This is a genomic window from Pseudomonas thivervalensis, from assembly GCF_001269655.1.
GTDB classification, from domain to species: domain Bacteria; phylum Pseudomonadota; class Gammaproteobacteria; order Pseudomonadales; family Pseudomonadaceae; genus Aquipseudomonas; species Aquipseudomonas thivervalensis.
The window spans coordinates 44,228-65,756 of the sequence record NZ_LHVE01000010.1; the positions used below are offsets into that span (position 1 = coordinate 44,228).

The 21,529-nt window shown below is 61.9% G+C and carries 19 protein-coding genes; 17 read left to right on the forward strand and 2 right to left on the reverse strand.

The genetic code is table 11. From position 1 onward, the window contains the following. Position 1 precedes the first annotated feature (1 nt). The 5 genes from AD659_RS15095 to AD659_RS15110 all read left to right on the forward strand — a co-directional run bounded on the left by AD659_RS15095 (position 2) and on the right by AD659_RS15110 (position 3,548). Positions 2–994, forward strand: coding sequence for an aliphatic sulfonate ABC transporter substrate-binding protein (locus tag AD659_RS15095; protein WP_053122625.1), 993 nt, complete (start codon positions 2–4; stop codon positions 992–994). Between the two features lie 63 nt (positions 995–1,057). Then, entirely contained in the window at positions 1,058–1,903 is an 846-nt protein-coding gene (locus AD659_RS15100) for an ABC transporter permease (protein WP_053122628.1), read from the forward strand. Positions 1,904–1,906: 3 nt separating this feature from the next. Next, the gene (locus AD659_RS15105; protein WP_053122630.1) at positions 1,907–2,620 is read left to right on the forward strand and encodes an ABC transporter ATP-binding protein; all 714 of its coding nucleotides are present in this window, start codon (positions 1,907–1,909) and stop codon (positions 2,618–2,620) included. 122 nt (positions 2,621–2,742) lie between these two features. Beyond that, positions 2,743–2,904 carry a hypothetical protein gene (locus AD659_RS29980; RefSeq protein WP_167352828.1) on the forward strand — a complete coding sequence of 54 codons (162 nt, stop codon included), beginning with the start codon at positions 2,743–2,745 and terminating at the stop codon, positions 2,902–2,904. A 53-nt stretch (positions 2,905–2,957) separates the two neighbouring features. Continuing rightward, the gene (locus tag AD659_RS15110; protein ID WP_162277316.1) at positions 2,958–3,548 is read left to right on the forward strand and encodes a helix-turn-helix domain-containing protein; all 591 of its coding nucleotides are present in this window, start codon (positions 2,958–2,960) and stop codon (positions 3,546–3,548) included. 192 nt (positions 3,549–3,740) lie between these two features. On the opposite strand, the gene AD659_RS30235 is transcribed toward AD659_RS15110, so the two are convergent. Together AD659_RS30235 and AD659_RS15120 are read right to left on the reverse strand one after the other, a co-directional pair. Continuing rightward, a complete protein-coding gene (locus AD659_RS30235; protein WP_082343565.1) occupies positions 3,741–4,250 on the reverse strand; it encodes a hypothetical protein in 510 nt (169 codons plus the stop codon). Between the two features lie 291 nt (positions 4,251–4,541). After that, entirely contained in the window at positions 4,542–5,498 is a 957-nt protein-coding gene (locus AD659_RS15120) for a threonine dehydratase (protein ID WP_053122635.1), read from the reverse strand. A 102-nt stretch (positions 5,499–5,600) separates the two neighbouring features. Between AD659_RS15120 and AD659_RS15125 the strand changes: the two genes are divergently transcribed. The 12 genes from AD659_RS15125 (at position 5,601) to AD659_RS15180 (ending at position 21,505) form a co-directional block, all read left to right on the forward strand. Then, entirely contained in the window at positions 5,601–6,407 is an 807-nt protein-coding gene (locus AD659_RS15125; RefSeq protein ID WP_408003296.1) for a helix-turn-helix transcriptional regulator, read from the forward strand. 242 nt (positions 6,408–6,649) lie between these two features. Beyond that, positions 6,650–8,524, forward strand: coding sequence for a 3-dehydroquinate synthase (locus tag AD659_RS15130; RefSeq protein WP_053122641.1), 1,875 nt, complete (start codon positions 6,650–6,652; stop codon positions 8,522–8,524). After that, a complete protein-coding gene (locus tag AD659_RS15135) occupies positions 8,521–9,411 on the forward strand; it encodes a UbiA family prenyltransferase (protein WP_053122644.1) in 891 nt (296 codons plus the stop codon). Before AD659_RS15130 ends, AD659_RS15135 begins: the two co-directional genes overlap by 4 nt. Beyond that, the gene (locus AD659_RS15140) at positions 9,408–10,181 is read left to right on the forward strand and encodes an EboA domain-containing protein (protein WP_053122647.1); all 774 of its coding nucleotides are present in this window, start codon (positions 9,408–9,410) and stop codon (positions 10,179–10,181) included. Before AD659_RS15135 ends, AD659_RS15140 begins: the two co-directional genes overlap by 4 nt. Before the next feature lie 39 nt (positions 10,182–10,220). Further along, positions 10,221–11,105 carry a TatD family hydrolase gene (locus tag AD659_RS15145; protein ID WP_053122650.1) on the forward strand — a complete coding sequence of 295 codons (885 nt, stop codon included), beginning with the start codon at positions 10,221–10,223 and terminating at the stop codon, positions 11,103–11,105. Then, positions 11,102–12,331 carry a metabolite traffic protein EboE gene (gene eboE / locus AD659_RS15150; RefSeq protein ID WP_053122654.1) on the forward strand — a complete coding sequence of 410 codons (1,230 nt, stop codon included), beginning with the start codon at positions 11,102–11,104 and terminating at the stop codon, positions 12,329–12,331. The genes AD659_RS15145 and eboE overlap by 4 nt, the downstream gene beginning before the upstream one ends. Next, on the forward strand, positions 12,321–13,775 hold the full coding sequence (locus AD659_RS15155; protein WP_053122657.1) for an alkaline phosphatase family protein: 1,455 nt from the start codon (positions 12,321–12,323) through the stop codon (positions 13,773–13,775). The genes eboE and AD659_RS15155 overlap by 11 nt, the downstream gene beginning before the upstream one ends. Continuing rightward, positions 13,745–14,884, forward strand: coding sequence for a hypothetical protein (locus tag AD659_RS15160; protein WP_053122659.1), 1,140 nt, complete (start codon positions 13,745–13,747; stop codon positions 14,882–14,884). The genes AD659_RS15155 and AD659_RS15160 overlap by 31 nt, the downstream gene beginning before the upstream one ends. 10 nt (positions 14,885–14,894) lie before the next feature. After that, positions 14,895–17,279: a hypothetical protein gene (locus tag AD659_RS15165; protein WP_053122661.1), complete on the forward strand. Its 2,385-nt coding sequence runs from the start codon at positions 14,895–14,897 to the stop codon at positions 17,277–17,279. Between the two features lie 169 nt (positions 17,280–17,448). Then, the gene (locus tag AD659_RS15170; RefSeq protein ID WP_053122663.1) at positions 17,449–18,369 is read left to right on the forward strand and encodes a hypothetical protein; all 921 of its coding nucleotides are present in this window, start codon (positions 17,449–17,451) and stop codon (positions 18,367–18,369) included. Between the two features lie 19 nt (positions 18,370–18,388). Next, on the forward strand, positions 18,389–19,693 hold the full coding sequence (locus AD659_RS15175) for a hypothetical protein (protein ID WP_053122666.1): 1,305 nt from the start codon (positions 18,389–18,391) through the stop codon (positions 19,691–19,693). Positions 19,694–19,696: 3 nt separating this feature from the next. After that, a complete protein-coding gene (locus AD659_RS15180; RefSeq protein WP_053122669.1) occupies positions 19,697–21,505 on the forward strand; it encodes a hypothetical protein in 1,809 nt (602 codons plus the stop codon). The last annotated feature ends 24 nt before the right edge of the window (positions 21,506–21,529 follow it).

Genomic DNA, 21,529 nt, shown 5'->3' on the forward strand with positions numbered 1-21,529 from the left:
CATGAAACCCGACGTCCGCTTCTCCCTGGCCCGCGCCAGATACCTGATCAGCGTCTGCGCCCTAGTCCTGGGCCTGCCGTCCATGGCCCTGGCCGCGGAAAACCCTCCGGCCGAAGTGCACCTGGATTACGCCTACTATTCGCCGGTCAGCCTGGTGCTCAAGCACTTTGGGTACCTGGAAAAGGCCCTGCCCCAGACCAAGGTCACCTGGGTCCTGAGCCAGGGCAGCAACCGCTCCCTGGAATACCTCAACAGCGGCGGCGTCGACTTCGCGTCGTCCGCCAGCCTCGCCGCGGTGCTGAGCCGGGCCAATGGCAGCCCGATCAAGTCGGTGTATGTCTACAGCCGCGCCGAATGGACCGCCCTGGTGGTGCGCAAGGACTCGCCGTACCAGACAGTCGCCGACCTCAAGGGCAAGAAGATCGCCGCCACCAAGGGCACCGATCCCTATCTGTTCACCCTGCGCAGCCTGCAACAGGCCGGGCTGAAGAAAGACGATGTGGAACTGGTGCACCTGCAGCATCCGGATGGCCGTACCGCTCTGGAAAAAGGCGACGTCGACGCCTGGGCCGGTCTCGACCCGCACATGGCCGCCAGCGAAGTGCAGGCCGGCTCGCGCCTGCTGTATCGCAACCCCGCCTTCAACAGCTATGGCGTGGTCAGCGTCACGGAAAAATATGCCCTGGAGCATCCACAGACCATCGACACCGTGCTCGCGGCCTACGAACAGGCCCGGGCGTGGTCGGTGGAACATCCGCAGGAGCTGGCCAAATTGCTCGCCGACGAATCCGGACTGCCGCTGGAAGTCGCCCGCCTGCAACTGTCCCGCACCGACCTGGGCAGCCCGCAGTTGAGTGCCAAGGATGTGCTGGCGTCCAAGGCTGCCGCGCCGATCCTGGTCTCCGAGGAATTGGTACGTCGCGGAGTCAATGTCGACCAGGTGATCGATCAACTGCTCGACACCGGCCGCCAGCAAGCCGTGGCCCGTCAATAACCCCTAGCCCAGGCGACAACCGATCCGCGCCTGGCGCGGATTCGGCGTTGCCGGAGAACCGCCATGAGCAGCAACAGCAAAGACCTCTCCAGCCCGCGCCTGGCCCTGTCCGCACCGGGCAGAACGCCCCTGTTCAACCCCGACCATTGGCGGCTGCGCCTCAAGGGTTTGGCCCTGCCGGTGCTGATCATCGTGTTCCTGGAGATCATCGTGCGCATCGGCTGGCTGCCCGCCTACCAGATGCCGGCCCCCAGCGAGATCGCCCTGACCCTCGGCGACCTGGCCGAAGGTGCGCTGTGGAAACACATCAGCGCCAGCCTGTTGCGCGTCTTGCTGGGCTTTGCCATCGGCGCCAGCCTGGCCTTGGTCTTCGCCGCCTGGGTTGGCTTGAGCCGGGAAGCCGAAGCCTATCTGGAACCGACCTTCGCCGGCCTGCGCTCGATTCCCAGCCTGGCCTGGGTGCCGTTGCTCCTGCTGTGGCTGGGCATCGACGAAACCTCGAAAGTGGTGCTGATCGCCATCGGCGCGTTCTTTCCCGTGTACCTCAATGGCGTAGCCGCGATTCGCAATATCGACCGCAAGCTGGTGGAGGTCGGTCACATGTACGGCTTCAGCCGCCGCCGTCTGGTGCGCCGGATTCTCCTGCCCGCCGCCCTGCCCGGCCTGTTCACCGGGTTGCGCAGCGGCATGAGCCTGGCCTGGATGTTCCTGGTCGCCGCCGAACTGATCGCCGCTACCAAAGGCCTTGGCTACCTGCTCAGCGATGGCCGCGAAACCTCGCGCCCGGACATCGTGCTGGCGGCGATCATCGTGCTCGCCCTCCTGGGCAAACTCAGCGACGGCCTGCTTGCCGGCCTGGAAAAACGTTTCCTGGCCTGGCGCGACACCTTTAACGGCACCGAGGAGTGAGCCATGACCCAAGCCCTGCTGGAGCTCCACGTCGAGCGCAAGACCTTCGCCACCACCACCGTGCTCAATCACATCCACCTGCAATTGCTGCCCCGGGAAACCGTGAGCCTGCTGGGCCCCAGCGGCTGCGGCAAAAGCACCCTGCTGCGCATCGTCGCTGGCCTGGAGAAGGACTTCGAAGGGCAACTGCTCAGCCACACCGAACAATTGGCCTTTGTGTTCCAGGAGCCGCGGTTGATGCCCTGGCTGACGGTCCAACAGAACATCGGCTTCGTTGACGACGACGATTACGACCAGGCCTGGGTCGCGCAGTTGATCGAGGAAGTCGGCCTCAGCGGTTTTGCCGACGCCTTGCCCAAGGCGTTGTCCGGCGGTATGGCGCAACGGGTGGCGATTGCCCGCGGCCTGTACTCGCGACCACGGGTGCTGTTGCTGGACGAGCCGTTCAGCGCGGTGGATGCCTTCACCCGAATGAAACTGCAGGACCTGTTGCTGCAACTGGCCGAGCGGCACGCCATCGCCCTGTTGCTGGTGACGCACGATGTCGACGAGGCGCTGTACCTGAGCGACCGGGTGTTGGTGATGGATAACCGCCCCAGCAGCATTCGCCAAGAACTGGCGGTACAACTGGAACACCCGCGAGACCGGCGCGACCCGTTGCTGGCCCGACTCAAGGCGCTGGCCCTGACCGAATTGCATCGCGCTCATGTGATTTGATCAGAGCGCCTCTCTAATCACTTAAAAGCATTAATAAATAAACAATCAGTATTTATGGTTATAAAAATAACCACGTACTCTCAGCTCATCCCGCCCGATTGGTCACGACAGTGAAGTGCCTTATGAAACCGACTGACAACGTTATCGACTTCGTCCAATTCCGCAAACGCAAGCAGGCCCAGCAACTGGCCCGGGCCATGTGGGAAATGTACGCGCGTAATGCCGGTTACCAGGCGTTCCAGTGGGTCCAGGCGTCCCAACCGACCCGGACGTACCAGGCGTGAGCGCCCAGGAACCCTCGCGTTTTTTGGCGAGTAGCGACGACCCTGAAGTGGACCTGAACAACCTGGAAGCGTTGGATGAAGATCCGATCTGCGAACGGGTTGCGCAGAACCTGCAGCGCCTGCGCGGCAAGCGACACCTGTCCCTCGACGCCCTCGCCCGTCAATGCGGCGTCAGCCGGGCCATGCTCGCGCAGATCGAGTCGGGACGCAGTGTGCCGTCGATCAAGGTGCTGTGCAAAATCGCCAAGGGCTTGAAGGTGTCGGTCGCCGCGTTCCTGGAACACCGGGCTTTCGAAGGCGTGGCGGTGCTGTCGGTCAGCCAGAGCAAACGCCTGGTCAGCGCCAATGGCGCCTTCGTCAGCCGCGCCCTGTTCCCGTTCGATGTGGCACGCCAATCGGAATTCTACGAACTGCGCCTGAGTCCCTTGGGCGAGGACCGGTCCGAAGGGCACGGGCCTGGCGTCCAGGAGAACCTGGTGGTGGCCCAAGGCGTGCTGGAGATCAGCGTCAACGATGAGCGTTACCTGCTTTCCACGGGCGATTCGATTCTGTTCTACGCAGACCAGCCGCACCGGTATCGCAACCCGGCTGACAGTGAAGCGGTGGCGTATCTGGTGGTCACCTACCCGGAACGCCTGGATTGAAAAAGCCCGGCCGTATCACCGGCGCGGGCTCTTCAGGAATTGACTTGATACACGCAACCTGTGGCGAGGGAGCTTGCTCCCGCTGGGCTGCGTAGCGGCCCCTTTTTGTGAGCGCTCCGCACTCAAGCGGGAGCAAGCTCCCTCGCCACAATGGATCGTGCCCGCTTCAAAAGGGAACTTACCCGGTTGTAATCAGCAGGTGCAGCACATCATCGGCATGCCATTGCAGCTCATCATCATCGGCATGCCGCAGTCGCCCATCATCTTCATCATCAGGGCGCAGCAGTTTTTCATCATGTCCATGTTCATGCCCGCCATCGGCATGACTTTGCACATCATGCAGTCCGCCATTACCGTGCATTCCATCACGCACTTCATCGACGGCATCGGCATGCCCATCATCGGCATTGGCATCATCACGCTCGCCATCGGCATGGCCATGCTCGCCGGGGACATGCACATCATGCTCATGTTGCCGCAGTGCATCATCATCGGCATGCCGCAGTTCATCATCATCTGCATCATGTCGGCGCTGTTCTTGAACATGGCCATGTCCATGCCGGCGGCTGGCATCATTTTGCACATCATGCCGTCGTCCATCATGTCGCAGGTCATGGTCGCCATCATCATCGGCATGCCCATCATGGGCATCATCGGCATGTTGGCGTTCATCGGCATGGGCATCTGCATAGCGTTCATCATGGTGGTGTTCCCTGTAAGTTCGAGAGTCGGACAAGCTGATGGGGCGGATTCTAAGGATTGGCCCGGGCCCGACAAGATGGCGATCGAACAGCAGGAATGAACGTTCAAGCAGGCTTACCGGAGTGACGAGTGCCAAGTCGTCTGCTGATGCATGCCAAACGCTTTCATGGCAGACAGTTCCTGAACGACAGCTTCGATTCTTCGGTCATGGATATGCCATCCAGCGCTATATAAATAACCATAAGAAATAATCGATCTAAACTTGGCCCTCGAAGTGCCCACCACGCTGGCTCAGCCGATCAACCTCGCATAAACCGGCCGATCGATATTCCCCCCGGACAGAATCACCCCCACCTTCTTCCCCTGCATCGCTTCACGCTCCTGCATGAGCGCTGCCAGGGCCGCGGCGCCTGCACCTTCGGCGAGGTTGTGGGTGTCGGTGTAATACACCCGCATGGCCTCGGCAATTTCAGCGTCGCTGACCGCGACGATCCGCGCCGCAGCGGCTCCGTAGATGGCAAAGGCCTCGGGAATGGGTTTGCGCACGGCCAGGCCGTCGGCGAAAGTATTCGCCGACGCGGTCTCACACAGTCTTCCCGTTTCAAATGACGACTTCGCCGCGACCGCCTCGGTGGACACCACGCCCACCACATGGGTTTTCAGGCCCAAGGCATCACGGGCGGCGATGACTCCACAGATTCCCGACCCACAGCCTATCGGCACGTAGACGGTGTCCAGGTCTGGCACCGCCTTGAACAGCTCAAGCCCATAGGTCGCCACGCCCTTGACCAATTCGGGATGAAACGGCGGCACCAGGTAGAGCCCCTGCACGTCGGCCAGGCGAGCAGCCTCTTCGCGGGCCTCATCGAAATCACGGCCATACTCGACCACCTCGCCACCAAAGCCACGCATGGCATTGTTTTTCTCCACCGAGTTGCCTTCCGGCACGACAATCAGGGCTTTCAAACCCAATGCGGTGGCCGCCAGCGCCAGGCTCTGGCCGTGATTGCCGCGCGTCGCCGTGACGATGCCTTTGGCCTCCGGGTGCTCGCGCTTGAGCCAATGCACGAAGGTCAGCCCGCCACGCACCTTGAAGGCGCCTGTCGGGGTGTGATTCTCATGCTTGACCCACACCGTGCAACCCAGCCGTTGCGCCAGCAAGGGCCAGGCATACTGCGCGGTGGCGGGCATGACTTGATAGAGATGGCGGGCAGCGTGTTCGATGTCGTCGCGGGTCAGTGTGTGCATGATGGGTCTCCAGGTTTTCGCCCAGTCTAATCAGCGCGTCACCGACAGGTTTTCAGAAAACTGACCTGACTTTCAGTCCCCCTCTTCACTACTATGGGCTCCATGAGCCCTCGAAACCGCCCATCGCAGCCCTCATCCGAACCGGTCCGTCGTATCGTGGCGGGGCCTTGGGCGATCGAATTGCTGCCCGGCTGCGCCTACGCGACCCGCTATGTCGCGCCCCAGTCGGCAATCGGCTTTGCCTTCGACAGCCAGCGCGGCCTGCACGCCATCGGCAGCGACCGGGTCCGGCCGTTCGACGCGCTGCCCAACGGCCTGGCATTCGTTCCTGTCGGATGCGACGTGTTCTCCGAATCTCCCAATGGCGGTGAATACCTGCGGGTTGTGCGCACCGACGGTATGGCACTGCCGGGGACGCAGGCGTTCAACAATCGCATCGACCCGCAGGCCATCACCCTCGCGTCGAGAATGCGCAGTGCGCTGTTGCGTGCCAGCGCAGTAGACGATTGGGAGGCCTGGGCGCTCGGACTGGTTGAGCGAGTGACGGACGCCAAGCCATTTCCCGCGCCCTCGCACGGTTCCATCACGGACGGCCGGATGCGCCTGCTCGATGAATTCATCGACGCTGGTCTCGACGCTCCGCTGGGGGTCAAGGACATGTCCGGCCTGCTGGGCTTGTCCGAGGGTTATTTCATGCGGGCCTTCAAGCAAGCGACCGGCAAAAGCCCTCACAGCTACCTGATCGACCGACGCCTCGCCAAGGCACGGGCACTGATGCGTGATTCAACTGCCAGGTTGGCCGACATCGCACAGGCCTGTGGTTTTAATTCCCAGGCACACATGACCACGCTGTTCAAGCAGCGCCTGGGCGTCAGCCCGGCGCAGTTGCGCGGGTATTCGCGGCCCTGAGCGAGCCAGTCACGCCACGAATTCAGGTCAGTTGAGGCGCGAAGTGGCACGCCAAATCAAATTGCCATCAGATGGCCTTGCAAAAACACCCTGGCCGTCTAGATTCAAACCTGTCTTCAACCACATCGTCCATCGCACCTGACAGCCCCTCCGGCGAGAGCGTCTATTGGCATAAAAAAAATACCTGGCGTTGCTTTTAACTACTGACACGGAATCAGTCATAACAACAAGAGGGATGCTTGATGAAGCATGACCGTGGGTATCGTTTGCTCTCGCAAAAAGGACCAGCCGGACATTTCTGGTTGTCATTGGTGTGCTTTTCGGGCCTGGTGATCGCCAGCTTCCTGTTGTTCGAACAACAGATCCAGGACTTCCTGACCCATCTCAACCTGTACCTGCCTTCGACATCCTCGCAGAAACTCAACCTGGCGTTGTTGCTGATCGCCCTGCTGGCACTGGACGTGGTGTTGCCGGTGCCGTCGAGCATGGTCGCGCTGCTGGCCGTGGCGATGCTCGGCAGCCTGGGGGGTTACCTGGTGATTTTCGTCGGCCTGTGCCTGGGGGCCGGGCTGGGTTATGCGCTGGGGGCCGGCTATTTCCGTCTGCTGTCCGGCCGCCTGGGCCTGCATCAGCGCCAACCGGGGCAACTGGGCTATCGGTTGGGCACGCTGTCGTTGATCTGCCTGCGCGGCGTCCCGGTGCTGGCGGAAACCTCGGTCGTCGCCGCCGGTATGCAGCGCTATCCACTGCCTGCGTTCCTGCTGGTCACCACCCTGGCCAATGCCGGCCTCGCGTTGGCCTACAGCGCCATTGGCAGCTTTCTCGTCGAACAGAACGCGCTGTTGGTGACGCTGCTCGCCAGCATGGTATTGCCCGGGCTGTTCATCGCCGGCTACAGCCTGTTCAAAACCCTTCGCCGGCACGACGCGGAGCCTTCCTTGCACGGGCGCTTCAAGGTCAGCTACGACTATCCTGTATTGTTCACCGATCATCTGTTCGACCCGCTCAATCCCTGCCTGCACCGTCAGCTCACCGCCGAGCACCGGGGCCAGGTCACGGTGCTGGTGTTCGCCGATGAACAACTGCTGCACAGCGCCCCGCACCTGCTCGAACAGATCAATGCCTATTTCGCCCACCACTCAGACCTGCACTTGCAGGCGCCGCCGATCGCGGTCCCGGCCGGCGAGTCGAGCAAGGATTCACAGGTGCTGCAGCAGCTGTACAGCGACATGCTGCAACATGGCCTGGACCGGCATTGCTATGTGCTGGTCCTCGGTGGCGGTGCGGTGCTGGATGCGGTGGGCTACGCCTGCGCCACCTTCCACCGCGGCATTCGCCTGATTCGTATCCCGAGCACCGTGCTCGCCCAGAACGACGCCGGTATCGGGGTGAAAAACGGCATCAACGCCTTTGGCCAGAAGAACCTGTTGGGCGCCTTCTACCCCGCCACCGCAGTCATCAACGACTTTCAATTGCTGACCAGCCTGACCCGACGCGACCAGATCGCCGGGCTGGCCGAGGCAGTCAAAGTGGCGCTGATCAAGGACCAGGCGTTTTTCCAGTGGATGGAGCAACAGGCCGACGCCCTCGCCCACTTCGATCACGCGGCCAGCCGCTACGCGATCCGCCGCTGCGCCGAACTGCACCTGGCACACATCACCGGGGCCGGCGATCCCTTCGAGCGCGGTAACGGGCGGCCATTGGACTATGGGCATTGGGCGGCTCACAAACTGGAAAACCTCAGTCAGCACCGACTGCGCCATGGTGAGGCCGTCGCGGTGGGCATGGCCCTGGATGGGCTCTATGCCAATGCCCTGGGGCTGTTGAGCGACGCCGACAGCGACCGGGTGCTGCGCCTGTTGCTCAAGCTCGGCTTCTGCCTGAACCCGCCGGAACTGGCCTTGAAAGATGCCCAAGGACGCTCTTTGGTTTTGCTCGGGCTGGAGGAGTTCCGCCAGCATTTGGGCGGGCAACTTTCCATTCCCATGCTCAGCCGGATCGGCGAGTCGGTGGACTTGCATGAGATCGATCCCGCGCGCATGGAGCAGGCCTTGCAACGGCTGTCCACCCAGGCCGATCTAGCGCCGCTCACCGTGGACGAGGGCTGTGCGCAATGAACCAGATATCGCCAGGCCTCAAGACCTGGATGACCCTCGGTCGCGTGTCCAACCTGCCCACGGTGTGGACCAATACCCTGGCCGCCGCCCTGCTCGCCAGCAGCGCCGGCGCCCTGGCACCGCCGTCGTCCCTGGTGTGGCTCCTGCTGCTGGCGGCGCTGTCGCTGCTGTACCTGGCCGGCATGCTCTTGAATGACCTGCTGGACGCCGATTGGGACAAACAACACGACAATCCCCGCCCCATCACCCTGGGCCTGGTCAGCCGCCAGCAAGTGCGCCTGGCCACGGCGCTGTTGCTGGTGTTGGCCGCCGCCTCGCTGTTGGGCCTGAGCCAACTGATCGAGCAGCCGCATTGGCTGCTGGGCAGCGCGACTCTATTGGTGGGCTGCATCCTCGGCTACAACCTGCTGCACAAGAAGTATGCCCACAGCGTCTGGCTGATGGGGGCCTGCCGCTCGGCACTCTACCTCACCGCAGCCGCCAGCCTGGCGATGCCCCCCGAACCGATCTGGCTCTGCGCCCTTCTGCTCGGCGTCTACATCAGCGGCCTGACCTACCTGGCCCGCCAGGAACACCGTAACCAATTGATCAGCCGCCTCCCGCTGCTGCTGATGCTGAGCCCACTGGCCTTGGCGATCTACGCAGACAGTGCCTGGTTCTGGCCGGTCCTGCTGATATGGCTTGGCTGGTTGGGCTGGCACTACTGGCGCAATCTGGCCAACCCGCGACAACGACAGGTTCGCGCCTTTATCGGTGCAGGCCTGGCCGCCCTGCCGCTGTTCGACGCTCTGGTGCTGGCCGTCGCCAACCAGCCGCTGGGCAGCCTGTTATGTGTCCTGGTGTTTTTCCTGCTTCCTCATTTCCAACGCTGGATCAAACCCACATGAACACGGACGTGACTGCGCCGGCATCGGCGGCCCTCGACATGCGCCACGACTGTTTGAACGAACAACGTCGGAATTTCACCCAGTCACTCGATGAAACCGAACGACAGTGGTGGGACTCGGCGCAGGCGCAGCTTGCCCAACGCCCGGACGCCAACACCGCGGCGCTCCTGAGCGGCCAATGCAAGCGCAACCTCAAGGAGCGTGCCCAGCCCGGCACCGACGGCTGGAGCAATGTCCAATTGGCGCGGGCGTTGCTGCTGGCCCAGGTCCTGGAGCAGCAACCCGGCGCCGAGCAGGTGCCCCTGCTGCGCCAGTTGTTCCTGTGGGGCGACGACCAGGAAAAGATCGCTACCTTGAAAGCCCTCGACTGGCTCGATAGCCGTGGGCTGTGCGTCGAGCTGGCACTTCAGGCCGGACGCACCAGCAACAGCCAGGTGTTCGCCGCCCTCGCCCTGGACACCGCCTACCCGTCGCGTCACTACGACGAACGGGCCTTCAACCAAATGGTGTTGAAAGCTCTGGGCATGGGCCTCGATGTACAGCGGCTGATCGGCCTGAAGCAACGACACGGCGTCACCCTCAACCAACTGGCCCTCGACCTGTTGGACGAACAACTCGCCGCCGAACGAACCGTGTCCGCCGGCTTGCCCCACGTGATTGCCTTCGACCTGCTGAGCCCGGCGCAACGTCAACGCCTGGCCGGCCTGAGCCAGCAACGACGCTTGCCGCCGCCATGGCACGAACACCTGGGCGGCGCTTCGCCGAACTGAAGCCCGCTCGTCCCCCTGTCTTTTTGACGAGGATTCACCATGCCCAAGTACTTTGACCCGCATATCCACATGGTCAGCCGCACCACCGACGACTACCAGAACATGGCCGCCGCCGGCATCACCGGCGTAATCGAACCGGCCTTCTGGCAGGGCCAGGCCAGGACCAGCGTCGGCAGCTTCATCGACTATTTCGACACGCTGTTGGGCTGGGAGCGTTTTCGCGCCAGCATGTTTGGCATCCATCATTTCTGCACCATTGGCCTGAACCCCAAGGAGGCCAACGACCTATCGGTGGCCAATGAGGTGCTGGAGATTCTGCCGCGCTACCTGGTGAAGGACGGCGTGGTGGCAGTGGGTGAAATCGGCTACGACGACATCACCCCGGAGGAGGATCGCTTTCTCGCCGCCCAATTGGAGCTGGCCAAACAATTCAACCTGCCGGTGCTGGTGCACACTCCGCACCGCGACAAGATCGGCGGCACCAAGCGCACACTCGCGGTCATTCGCGAGGTCGGCATTGCCGAACACTTGGTGATCATCGACCACCTCAACGAACTGACCCTGCCCCTGGTGCTGGACAGCGACTGCTGGCGCGGCCATTCCATCTACCCCAACACCAAGATGTCGGAACAGCGCATGGTCGCGCTGCTGCAGCAGTACGGCACGGAAAAAATGGTGGTCAACAGCGCCGCCGACTGGGGCATCAGCGACCCGCTCAAGGTGCCCAAGACCGGCCAGGCAATGCTGGCCGCCGGCTTCAGTGAGGCCCAGGTCGAACAGGTGCTGTTTCACAACCCGGTGGACTTTTTTGCCCAGAGCGGCCAGTTGGACAAAGTCCTGGTCAGCACGCCACTGCCCATCGATCAGCGCCGACAGTGGCAGGACAACTCGGCCCTGCGCGGCCAGGAGCCGGTGGTCAAATGAGTGCCCGCACGGGTTGGACGGCGACGCAAATCGGCTATTGCAGCAATGTGCACCCGACCCATGACCTGGGCGGTCTGCGCGCGTCCATCGAGCGGCATTTCCAGACCGTGCGAACACTGCGCGGGCTGGACACCCAGGACAGCGGCCTGTGGATCAGCGCCGGTGCCGCCGCCGAACTTCAACAGCCGCCGGCTCGTGCGGACTTCCTCGACCTGCTGCAACGCAGCGGGCTGCGCCTGACCTCGCTCAACGGTTTTCCCTACGGCCAATTTCACCAAGGCGCGGTGAAAGCCGACGTCTACCTGCCCAGTTGGGCCGATCCGCAGCGGCTGGCGTACAGCCTGGACCTGGCCCGGTTTCTCGCCCAGGCCCTGCCGGCGGACTGTGCCCAAGGGGTCATCTCCAGCGTGCCGCTGGGTTATGCCGCTCGCTGGAGCGCGGCGCTACAACAACGCGCCGAGCATCAACTGCGCGAACTCACCGCCGCGTTGGCGCAGCTGCGATTGGAGACAGGCAAGAAGATCGTAGTCTGCCTGGAAATGGAGCCTGATTGCGTGCTGGAAAATACTGGCCAGGCCATCGCCTTCTTCCACCACTGGCAGGCCACGGACCCGCACCAAGAACACTTGGCGCTGTGTTTTGACGTCTGCCACCAGGCCGTGATGTTTGAAAATTGCTACCAGTCGCTGGAACGATTGCGTCAGGCACGGGTGCCCATCGGCAAGATCCAGTTATCCAACGCGTTGATTTGTCACTTGCCTGCAGACAATCACCGACGCGAACAAGTGCTCGAGACATTGGGCGGTTTTGCCGAACCCACCTACCTGCACCAAGTGAAAGCCCGTGATGGACAGGACCGATTATCTGCCTGGGCCGACCTCCCCGCGGCCCTGGACGATTGCGAGCAGAACCGCTCCTCCCATTCCGAGCTGAGGATTCACTTCCACATTCCATTGTTCAGCGAGCACCTGCTGCTGCCCGAACTCAACGGCAGCCAGGTTGCCTTGTCGCAGACCTTCGATTTCCTGGCCGACCATGGGGATTTCCGCCCTGTGCTGGAAGTGGAAACCTACAGCTGGGGCGTCCTGCCCAGCCAGTTGCGGCCCACGACCGAGCACGCCCAGCTTCAGGGCATCGCGGCCGAGTTGCGGTGGGTCGAGGACCAGTTGCAACAGCGCCAATTACTGCAACCCCAAGCGCTGGAGGCCTGCGCCGATGCCCTCTGATTCTGCGCGCCAGCCGCTGCTGCTGATCAACGTGGTCGGCCTGACTCCCGCGCTGCTGGGTGCCGCGACGCCCTGCATCAATGCTTTATTGAAAACGGCGAAGATGGCCACGCTGCAACCGGTATTCCCGGCGGTCACCTCGACGGTGCAGGCCTCGATCCTCACGGGACAGCCACCGTCGGAACACGGGATCGTCGGCAATGGTTGGTATTTTCGCGACCAGGCCGAAGTGCGTTTCTGGCTGCAACCCAACGCACTGATCCAGGGGGAGAAGGTCTGGCAGACACTCAAGCGTCAATACCCCGGGTTTCGCTGCAGCCAATTGTTCTGGTGGTACAACATGTACGCCGACGTGGACGCGGCCATCACCCCACGGCCGCATTACCCGGCCGATGGCCGCAAGATGTTCGGCCTGTATTCGACACCGGCCTCGTTGCACGAGCAGATTGAACAGCAGATCGGCGAGTTCCCTTTTCCAGGCTTCTGGGGGCCGGCGGCCGGCATCGCCTCGAGCCGCTGGATCGTCGATTGCGCCATCGCCGAATTCCAGCTCAATCGACCCGACCTGCAGTTGATCTACCTGCCCCACCTCGACTACAGCCTGCAACGCCTGGGGCCCGATCACCCGTCGATTGCCGACGAGGTACGCGCCATCGACAGCGAAGTCGGGCGTCTGCTGGCCTTCGCCCAAGCGCAAGGCGCGGCGGTGATGCTTTTGTCCGAATACGGGATCGAAGCCGTCTCCCAATCCGTCTCCATCAACCGGTTATTGCGCGCCGAAGGCTTGTTGCAGGTACGCCAATCGCTGACCTGGGAATTGCTCGACCCCGGTGCCAGTGCGGCGTTTGCCGTGGCCGACCATCAGGTCGCGCACATCTACGTGAAACAGGCGCGTGACATTCCTCGCGTCAAGGCGCTGTTGCAACGCCAGGCGGGTATCGAGCAGGTGCTGGATAAAGCCGAACAACGGGCCTGGCAACTGGATCATTCCCGCAGCGGTGAACTGGTGGCCGTGGCCGCCGCCGGTCACTGGTTCGATTACTACTACTGGTTCGACGATCGCAAGGCCCCCGACTTTGCCCGCACCGTGGACATCCATCGCAAGCCAGGCTACGACCCGCTTGAGCTGTTCATCGACCCTGCTATTCGCTTCCCGAAATTGAAAGTGGCGCGCCGCCTGCTGCAGAAAAAGCTCGGCTTTCGCTACTACATGGACCTGATTCCGCTGGACACCCGCTTGGTCCGCGGCAGCCACGGCCGGCTGCCCACGAGCGAAAAAACCGGCCCGCTGCTCATCACCAATTGTGATCTGTCGTTGCCGCAGCACCTTGCGGTCACGGCGGTGAAGCAACTGCTCCTCGAACACTTCCAGGGGCACCCTCATGCCGATACGGCGAATGCCAAGGAGCTTCCATGCGGCGAGCCATTTCCATCACTGTTCTAAGTGCCCTGGCCGGTTTGGCCCAGGCACAGAACGCCAACCACTTCGACTGCAGCAACTTCCTGCAGTTTGGAGCCGACATCAACAAGACCCGGACCGCGTTTGCCCAGAGTCCCGAGACCATGGCCTGGAACTGGTTCGCCTGCCTGAACCAGCCCAGCACGGCACAGAGCAGCAACCTCGTGTGGGAGACGATGAAGCCCTCGGATCAGGTCTACCTGCCCAACGGCGCACCACCGGGCACCTATGACAGCTCCGCGCCGCTCCCGGCCGCGGTGGTGACACAAGCCAAGGCGCAAGGCATGAACCTGTCCCGTGCCTTCCATAACCTCAACGCCACCCAACAGGTCGACGGCTTGATCCTGCAAATGGGCGGTGCCGTGCCCGACGCCCAACAGGGCAACCCCGTACGTTTTCAACTGCTGATGGGCAAGGACACCTTCGACTACATCGTGAAGAACCAGGTCTACAACATGAATGGCCAGGCCGCCCTGGCCAATGACCTGCACTTCCCCCCCACCGCCTGGGAATTGAAAGCCGCGTGGCTGTGGATCGGCACGGACACGACCTACCAACAAACCCTGGTGAACGATGGCTACTACATTGCCCAAGCCTATTACCAACAGGATGGAAAATACCAGGTCGGCTATGCGGCACTGAGTGGCCTGCATGTCGTCAACAAGCTGGATAGCAGCTGGGTCTGGACCACCTTCGAAAATATCAACAACAGCAAGTACACCGTCACCAATGCCGCACCGGCCACGCCGATGACCAACACCACCGGGCCGACACCGGCCGCCAAGCCGGTCAATGCCAGCTTCCAGGCCAGTAACCCAACGCTGTCGAAGTACGAACTGATCGGGGTCGAGTTCCAGCCCATCACCCAGGTACTGGCCAACTCGCAGCTGGAATCGGCGTTCCAGAACACCTCGTCCTGCCTGGCCTGCCACAGCACTGCCGCCTACTCGAACGACGACGGCTACTTCAATTTCGCCCTGAACAAGGGGGGCGGCATTGTGTACCCGACAGCCCCGCTGCCAGCCTCAGACTTCGACGGCTACAAAAAACTGGACTTTGTCTGGTCGCTGAAACGCGCCCAGTGGCAACGCTAAGGAGCATGACATGAGCGTATTGAATTTCCCCCGTATCTACCTCAACGGCCATATGTTCTGGAACCCACCGACGGCCAACAACAACGACGTGTTTCCGCTGTATGACGCGGTCAACGCAGACATCAATTGGCCGTTCATGAGCCACTTCGACATCAACGCCACGAACGCCCCCACCCAGCTGATGCCCTGGGCCATCAAGCCCCTGGCGATGAGCGACCTGCCGACCTATGTGTTGCAGGTGCCGACCAATGCCAACCCGAAAACCTACCCGTACATGCCCGCCGAATGGGACCTGTTTGGCGACAACGCCTGCGGCACGGTGAGCTACAAAGGTACTCGCTCAACGATCATTGGCGGCGAGCTGCAGGCCAACACCTACATCACCGAGGATGCGCTGGTCGGCAGGGACTACCAACTGCTCGGCAATCCCTTTGGCAGCAACGCCCCGACTGCCGCGCGCTTCGTGGACGTCAGCCCGTGGCAGAATACCTTCACCGCGTTGTATTTCGACAAACTGATGCTGGGGGATGCCACCTGTGGACTGACCCTCAATCGCCAGTATCGGATGATGGACCGGTTCCTGAACTTCAATTGGGGCGCCCTCGGTGGCCTGGTGTATGTCACCACCACCTGGCAGTCGTGCTTTCCCCAAGAGAACCTGGAATGGGTCATCGGCGATTCGGCGCTGCTGAGCAACCTCCAGCAGCAGATGAAGCTGCAAGGTGCAAAGGGCTTGATGTTCAGGTTCTCCACCTACCTGACCTGCTACGACAGGAACGGTGTGTTCAACGACTTCCCGTACGTCAACACCCGCTCCAACGCCCCCACGGATACGGCTCGCCTGCAAGCGATGTATCAGAAGGGCCTGGACAACGTTTCCGGTATTTTCTTCAACCCCGCCTACAGCCGCACTGCCGCGACCCTGGGCCTCTGGTTCGCCGACGAATACCCCACCGCCCCCGCCGGCCTGCGCCTGGTGCCCGTCGCCGCCGTGCCGATCATTCAAACTAGTCCACCTCGTGATGTCGCACCGACCAAACTGGGTGTAGTGTCGGCCCAAGTCACCGGGAACACCCTGTCCCTGGATCTGACCAATACCTTCCCGTTCTATCCGGTGGACGCCACCGCGCCGATCCTGACCGCAGAAAAATTCCAGGCTGGCGACTACCAATTGGGGGTACGCGAGGGTGATCAATTCACGTCGGTGGTCGACTTCGGTTACGAGCAGTATCGCCAGTGCGCCTTCGATAAACGCTCGGGCCTGCTGGACTTCGCGCTCAACGACGACAACGTGAAGGCCTTGCAGTCAGGTACCTTGGAACTGCAACGCAAGAGCCCGGCTCCGGCCAAACCGGTGACCGCCGCCGCCCAACAGACCTGGACCGCCGAGGTCATAGAAAGCGGCAGTTTCATCGACGTGGGCGACCACAAGACGCTGAACATCATGGTGCAGAAAAATGGTGTGCCGGCCGCCAATACCACGCTGTGGGTGGCGGAATATGGCAATCCCTACATGGTGACCAGCAGCGACTACTACCTGGCGTTCAGCAACGCGGCCAACTTCACGTTGTTCTACGACGATCCGACAGACCGTAACTTTAACCAGGCCAACCTGCCGCAATTCAATGACGCGCCCCCCGTATCGAACTACCTGGCCACCGGCAGCGGCCGCCGACTTACCGCCCTGCAGAATGTGCATAGGCCAACGAGCACACCGGTCGGCTACCTGGATTTCCTGAATGGCCCGGGCAAACCGATTGCGGTCAATCTGCAACCTTGCCTGGCATTCGACGCCGGCGTCTACGTCACAGGGACACTGAACGATAACCAGGCCACTCAGGTGGATTACTCCTATGTAACGACCACCACCGACGCCAATGGCATCGCCCAGGTGAGCTTCAGGGCTGTGACCCCGGGCTTCCCGACCTTGCGTTTTTTCGTCAAGGACGGTGACAGCGATCCGGCCATCCCCTTCAGCTTCCCGCTCCCCCAAGCCTACATCGACTTCCTCACCCCGCTACGCGTCCTGCCGTTGGACATGCAACTGCAACAGGACTTCATCAACTACTGGAACACCGTCTACAAGAACAAGGACGCCGCCACAGAACTCTGGGAGGGTTTCCTCTACCCACGCATCCTGCAGACCTTCTATTACCTGTACCCCATCATGAACAAGTACATGCCGCTCAACTCCCAGGCCCGCGTCGAAGGCGCCATCGACCAGCTGATTGTGCTGATCAGCAAGCCCTACCAGGAAGAAAGCACGCTCTCGATGCCCATCACCCGTGACATGTCCCAGAGCCGCCGCGCGGTATTGGAGCTGTGGGCCAAGAAGCTGGTGAAGCGCAACTATCCGCCACAACAACTCAAGATGAGCGACTACGACAACCTCTGACAGAATCTCAACGCTGCTCAAAGGAAATGACCGTGGCGAGGGAGCTTGCTCCCGCTTGAGTGCGAAGCGCTCACAAAAGGGCTGCTGCGCAACCCAGCGGGAGCAAGCTCCCTCGCCACAATGGACCGGGTGAGGAGCCAATCACCCGGCACTTCACAGGAGTGTCGATATGAAAACCAGTCTCTTGAACCGGCTGTTGCTGTTGATCCTGCTGTTCAGTCCACCTCTGTTCGCCCAGGACAGCGGTGCCGTCTACTTCACCATGGGCGTGCATAACACCGAGGGGTGCAACGAACAGAACGGTAACTGCATCGCCAAACGCATCCCGGGCGAACCTTCCGATCCGTTTTTTCCGGCGTACTGGATCAGCGACTGGACCATGTACCGGGTGATGCACAACTACGAAAAGAACCCGCCGCCCTACAGCAATCCCCCCACCACCCTGACCCCGGCGGACTACACCGTCTCCCATGGCACCAGCTACTACGACACGGCCTATATCCCGGCCGATGGCGACGGCTTCGGGGCGATGATGGAGCACTATGAGAAATACTGCCTGCCGATCTTCCCGATCAAGAACAACAACTACACCTGCTCCTTCGTGTCCCTGGGCAACAAGGCCTACTTCCTGACCTACCCGCAGGATCGCCCCAAGGACATGCCGGCCTGCTGCATGTTTTCGCCGATGAATCATCCGCCGCGGCAAGACTTCATCCAGCACCTGCCCTACAGCGCCGAGCGCAGCCAGAACCTCGACGGCAGCGTTCAGGCCTACGCGCTGGACCTCCAATCGCCCCAGGGTCCGATCCTGTTCGGCTATGCCTTCTACAAAAAGATGACGGGACAACCGCCCTACCGCCAGCCCCAGTCGTTCTTTTTCTCCGGTGACACCAGCGTCGCCAATGCCCCCATCGTCAGCCAGAACTACACCAACTTCCGCATCGCCAAACCGGACCCGGCCCAGACCTGGGCGCAGGTGGCCGCGATGTGCCCGGCGAATCCACCGCCCTGCCAGTTGTTCGAGCCACCGGCTTCACAGAGCAATGGGCAAAAGGCGCAGTGGAACAAGCTCATGCAGCGCAAACCCTGACCAATGACGAAGGATCGCCATGAACACTTCATTCCGTTTCACCTGGGTCCTGCTGGGTTTGGCCAGCCTTCCGGCCCTGGCCCTGGAACAATCCCAGGATCAAGCCATGCCACGGACGCAGGCCACCAGCCTGAATTGCCAACCGCCCAGTACGGCACCGGCGGCCAACGCCAGCCAGGACCTGTTCGATCAATACAGCTGGCAGCTGTTCATCGCCATGAACTGGCCCGCCCAGGCCGGGCAGCGCGGTGATCCCGACTGCAGCAAGCAACCAGGGGCCCCTGGCTACACCGTCTGGCAAACCTACAAGACCGTGGAGGAAACCTTCCTGCCACAGGGGGCCGATCCAGGCCCCTGGAACACCCCGCAACTGGCCAAGAGCCTGGGCATCATCAACATCGCCGCATTGAAGAACAGTTCCCAAGTGAATGCCGTCGACCAGGCTGTCGGCGGCTGGCTGATCGACCAGGCCGGCAACCCGACCTACTACGACATTTCGGCCAACGAGACCTCCTACAACTACGTCGTCGCCAACCAGTTCTACAACGCCGATGTGGTGTCCAGAGCCAACAACATCAACTTCCCCTATGGGGTCATCGAGGTCAAATCGAGCTGGCGCATCCTCACCCCCAACGACAATGCCAGCCGCTACCTGACCATGCTTGCGCGCGTGGCCACGTTCGACGACCAAGGCCAGCGCACCGGTGTCACAGAGGCCTACCTGGGGCTGGTGGGGCTGCACGTCATCACCAAGGTGAACGGCTATCCGCAGTGGATCTGGTCGACCTTCGAGCAGATCGACAACGTGCCGCCCAAAGTGCTGGTGAACGGCGTGTGGGTCGACCAACCCACCACCGGCACGGCTTACTCCTACTTCAACCCCAGCGCTCCGCCAGCCACCCTCAACCAGTCGCCCTGCGACTGGCAGACTCAGGGCGCGCACCTGGTCTGCGTGCCCAAACCCGGCACCACCTTCCAGACCCCCAACCCATTGAACCGGTTCACCCCGATCGCCGAGGTCACCAACGAGGTCAATACTCGCTACCGCAGCGACCCGGACCTGCAACGCAGCGTCTTGAAGTACTACCAACTCATCACCACCCAGCGCCCGCTGATGCCGGACAACCCCAGCAATCCACTGGGCCAGCCGACACCCGCCCTTTCAGCCAACGTGACCATGGAAAGCTACATCCAGCCCAACAGCAGTTGCATGAATTGCCACTCCATGGCGACGCCGGTCAAGAGTCCCTACAAATCCGATTACTCCTACCTGTTCAAATTCGCCAATGCACCTGTCGGCAAAACCATCAAGGACGAGGAATAACTCATGAGCATCCTGAACGGACCACGGCTGAATTTCTGGGGCGGCATCCGCACGGACGTCAGCCTGCCGAACAACTCCCCGACCATTCCTTACGATGGCAACGATGACTGGCCGCTCTTCGACCTGACCACCTCGACCCTGGCACCGGGCGCCGAGCCCTACACCGACGACCAGTTGAACAACATGATCAATGCCCCCACCGGCAACTACTACACCGCCGGTGGCTGGAATCACTATGGGCAGCATGTCGTCGACATGCAGAACGCCTTGATCAGTTCCCAGGGCATCCCCGGCAGCATCAGCACCACCGGCGACCTGGTGGGCCAGGCCGTCTACCTGCTCGGCTCGGTGGACCCGGTGACCAACCAGGGCCCGGTTTCCGGCCCGATGATGGTGGACCTGGACCCCACCGCCTCGACGACCACACAGATCTTCGTCGGTGGCCTGCAAATCGGTGGTAACGACAACATCCAACTGCTGATCCGCTGCGACACCGTGTGCAGCAGTTTCGACGTAGCAGGACGTGTGCTGCTGCCAAAAAAAATGGACGCGCCGGGCTCTTTCCACGCCAGCGGCACCTTTCAACTGACCTTCCCAATGAGCAGCATCGTCAGTTGGAACCAGAACAGCAGCGGCCTGCGCTCGATCATCCAGGCACCGGAGGCGACGGGCATCGTCCTGCGTTTCGTCATGTTCGAAATGTGCCCGACGATGACCACTGAACAACTGGACGCCGACTATGCCGCCGGCCGGTACACGCCCAACCCGAGCATCGGCCGGGTCATCGGCACGCTGGCCCCGGCCTTCGCCGACGAGCCGCTGAACTGTCAGCCAGGGCGGCAATTGGTCAACCAGAGTACGGGCAATGCCGGCTATGCCGACCTGGACAACACCGGTTACCTGAGCATCGACATGGTGAACGTCATTCCGAAGGAAACCTTCCGGGCGGTCAGGGACGACATCACCAGCCCGATCGGACCCAACGCCAATTACGGAAAAGTAACCATCAGCGCTGGCGCCACCACCCTGACGACCCTGGAGCCGACCAGCCGCTTTTTATTGGACTACTACGTGTATGGCGGCATCGTCGACCTGCCCCTGACCTTCGATCAGCTACAGGCTGTGAAAACCAGCGCCCTGGCGATCAACGCACCGGGCACGGTCGCCGGTACCACGTTGCAAGCCACCGAGTCGACCTATCGGATCTATGCCGACCAGCGCAACGTCTACCTGGAGGACTACCCCAACGGCCTGTCGATCACCCTGCAGGTCAGGTACCTGGGCGGCGCAGTCCCCAGCGCCACCGAAATCGGCCTGCAGGCGGCAGCCCCCGCAGTCTATGATCAACCGCAATACTGGGACTTCCTCGACTACCCTGACTCGCTGACGCTCAGCGCCGGCCAACTCGCGATCAGCTTCCCCGTCACCCTCAAGCCGGGCAGCGCCGCCCAGGCGGGGTTTGTCGCCTTGACCTGCACGGCCAATGGCTTCGACAGCAGTGCTTACTTCACCAATTTCCGCAAATACGCCCAGACCGACTTCGGCATTCCCCGGGGCACCACCATCACTTGGCCACTGATGTACCCCAACGTGCTGCGCTTCCACTACCTGGCGTTCCCCGCCATGTCGCGCTATATCCCGCTGAATCAGCCCGACGCCATCATGGGCGCCAAGAACCCCATCCTCGCCCGTACCTCGGATGCCTACAAAGGCACCACGCTGTTCATGCCGGTGGTGCGCTCGATGTCGCCCTGCCAACGGGCGCTGCTGCGGGCCTATCTCACCGGCGAACCGTGGCAACCGCCGCAATGACCGTACCCCCTTCTCATTCACGGA

Coding starts and splice junctions, on each gene's coding strand:
- AD659_RS15095 (WP_053122625.1), top strand. CDS start 2: ATGAAACCCGACGTCCGCTTCTCCCTGGCCCGCGCCAGATACCTGATC.
- AD659_RS15100 (WP_053122628.1), top strand. CDS start 1,058: ATGAGCAGCAACAGCAAAGACCTCTCCAGCCCGCGCCTGGCCCTGTCC.
- AD659_RS15105 (WP_053122630.1), top strand. CDS start 1,907: ATGACCCAAGCCCTGCTGGAGCTCCACGTCGAGCGCAAGACCTTCGCC.
- AD659_RS29980 (WP_167352828.1), top strand. CDS start 2,743: ATGAAACCGACTGACAACGTTATCGACTTCGTCCAATTCCGCAAACGC.
- AD659_RS30235 (WP_082343565.1), bottom strand. CDS start 4,250: ATGATGAACGCTATGCAGATGCCCATGCCGATGAACGCCAACATGCCG.
- AD659_RS15120 (WP_053122635.1), bottom strand. CDS start 5,498: ATGCACACACTGACCCGCGACGACATCGAACACGCTGCCCGCCATCTC.
- AD659_RS15125 (WP_408003296.1), top strand. CDS start 5,601: ATGAGCCCTCGAAACCGCCCATCGCAGCCCTCATCCGAACCGGTCCGT.
- AD659_RS15130 (WP_053122641.1), top strand. CDS start 6,650: ATGAAGCATGACCGTGGGTATCGTTTGCTCTCGCAAAAAGGACCAGCC.
- AD659_RS15135 (WP_053122644.1), top strand. CDS start 8,521: ATGAACCAGATATCGCCAGGCCTCAAGACCTGGATGACCCTCGGTCGC.
- AD659_RS15140 (WP_053122647.1), top strand. CDS start 9,408: ATGAACACGGACGTGACTGCGCCGGCATCGGCGGCCCTCGACATGCGC.
- AD659_RS15145 (WP_053122650.1), top strand. CDS start 10,221: ATGCCCAAGTACTTTGACCCGCATATCCACATGGTCAGCCGCACCACC.
- eboE (WP_053122654.1), top strand. CDS start 11,102: ATGAGTGCCCGCACGGGTTGGACGGCGACGCAAATCGGCTATTGCAGC.
- AD659_RS15155 (WP_053122657.1), top strand. CDS start 12,321: ATGCCCTCTGATTCTGCGCGCCAGCCGCTGCTGCTGATCAACGTGGTC.
- AD659_RS15160 (WP_053122659.1), top strand. CDS start 13,745: ATGCGGCGAGCCATTTCCATCACTGTTCTAAGTGCCCTGGCCGGTTTG.
- AD659_RS15165 (WP_053122661.1), top strand. CDS start 14,895: ATGAGCGTATTGAATTTCCCCCGTATCTACCTCAACGGCCATATGTTC.
- AD659_RS15170 (WP_053122663.1), top strand. CDS start 17,449: ATGAAAACCAGTCTCTTGAACCGGCTGTTGCTGTTGATCCTGCTGTTC.
- AD659_RS15175 (WP_053122666.1), top strand. CDS start 18,389: ATGAACACTTCATTCCGTTTCACCTGGGTCCTGCTGGGTTTGGCCAGC.
- AD659_RS15180 (WP_053122669.1), top strand. CDS start 19,697: ATGAGCATCCTGAACGGACCACGGCTGAATTTCTGGGGCGGCATCCGC.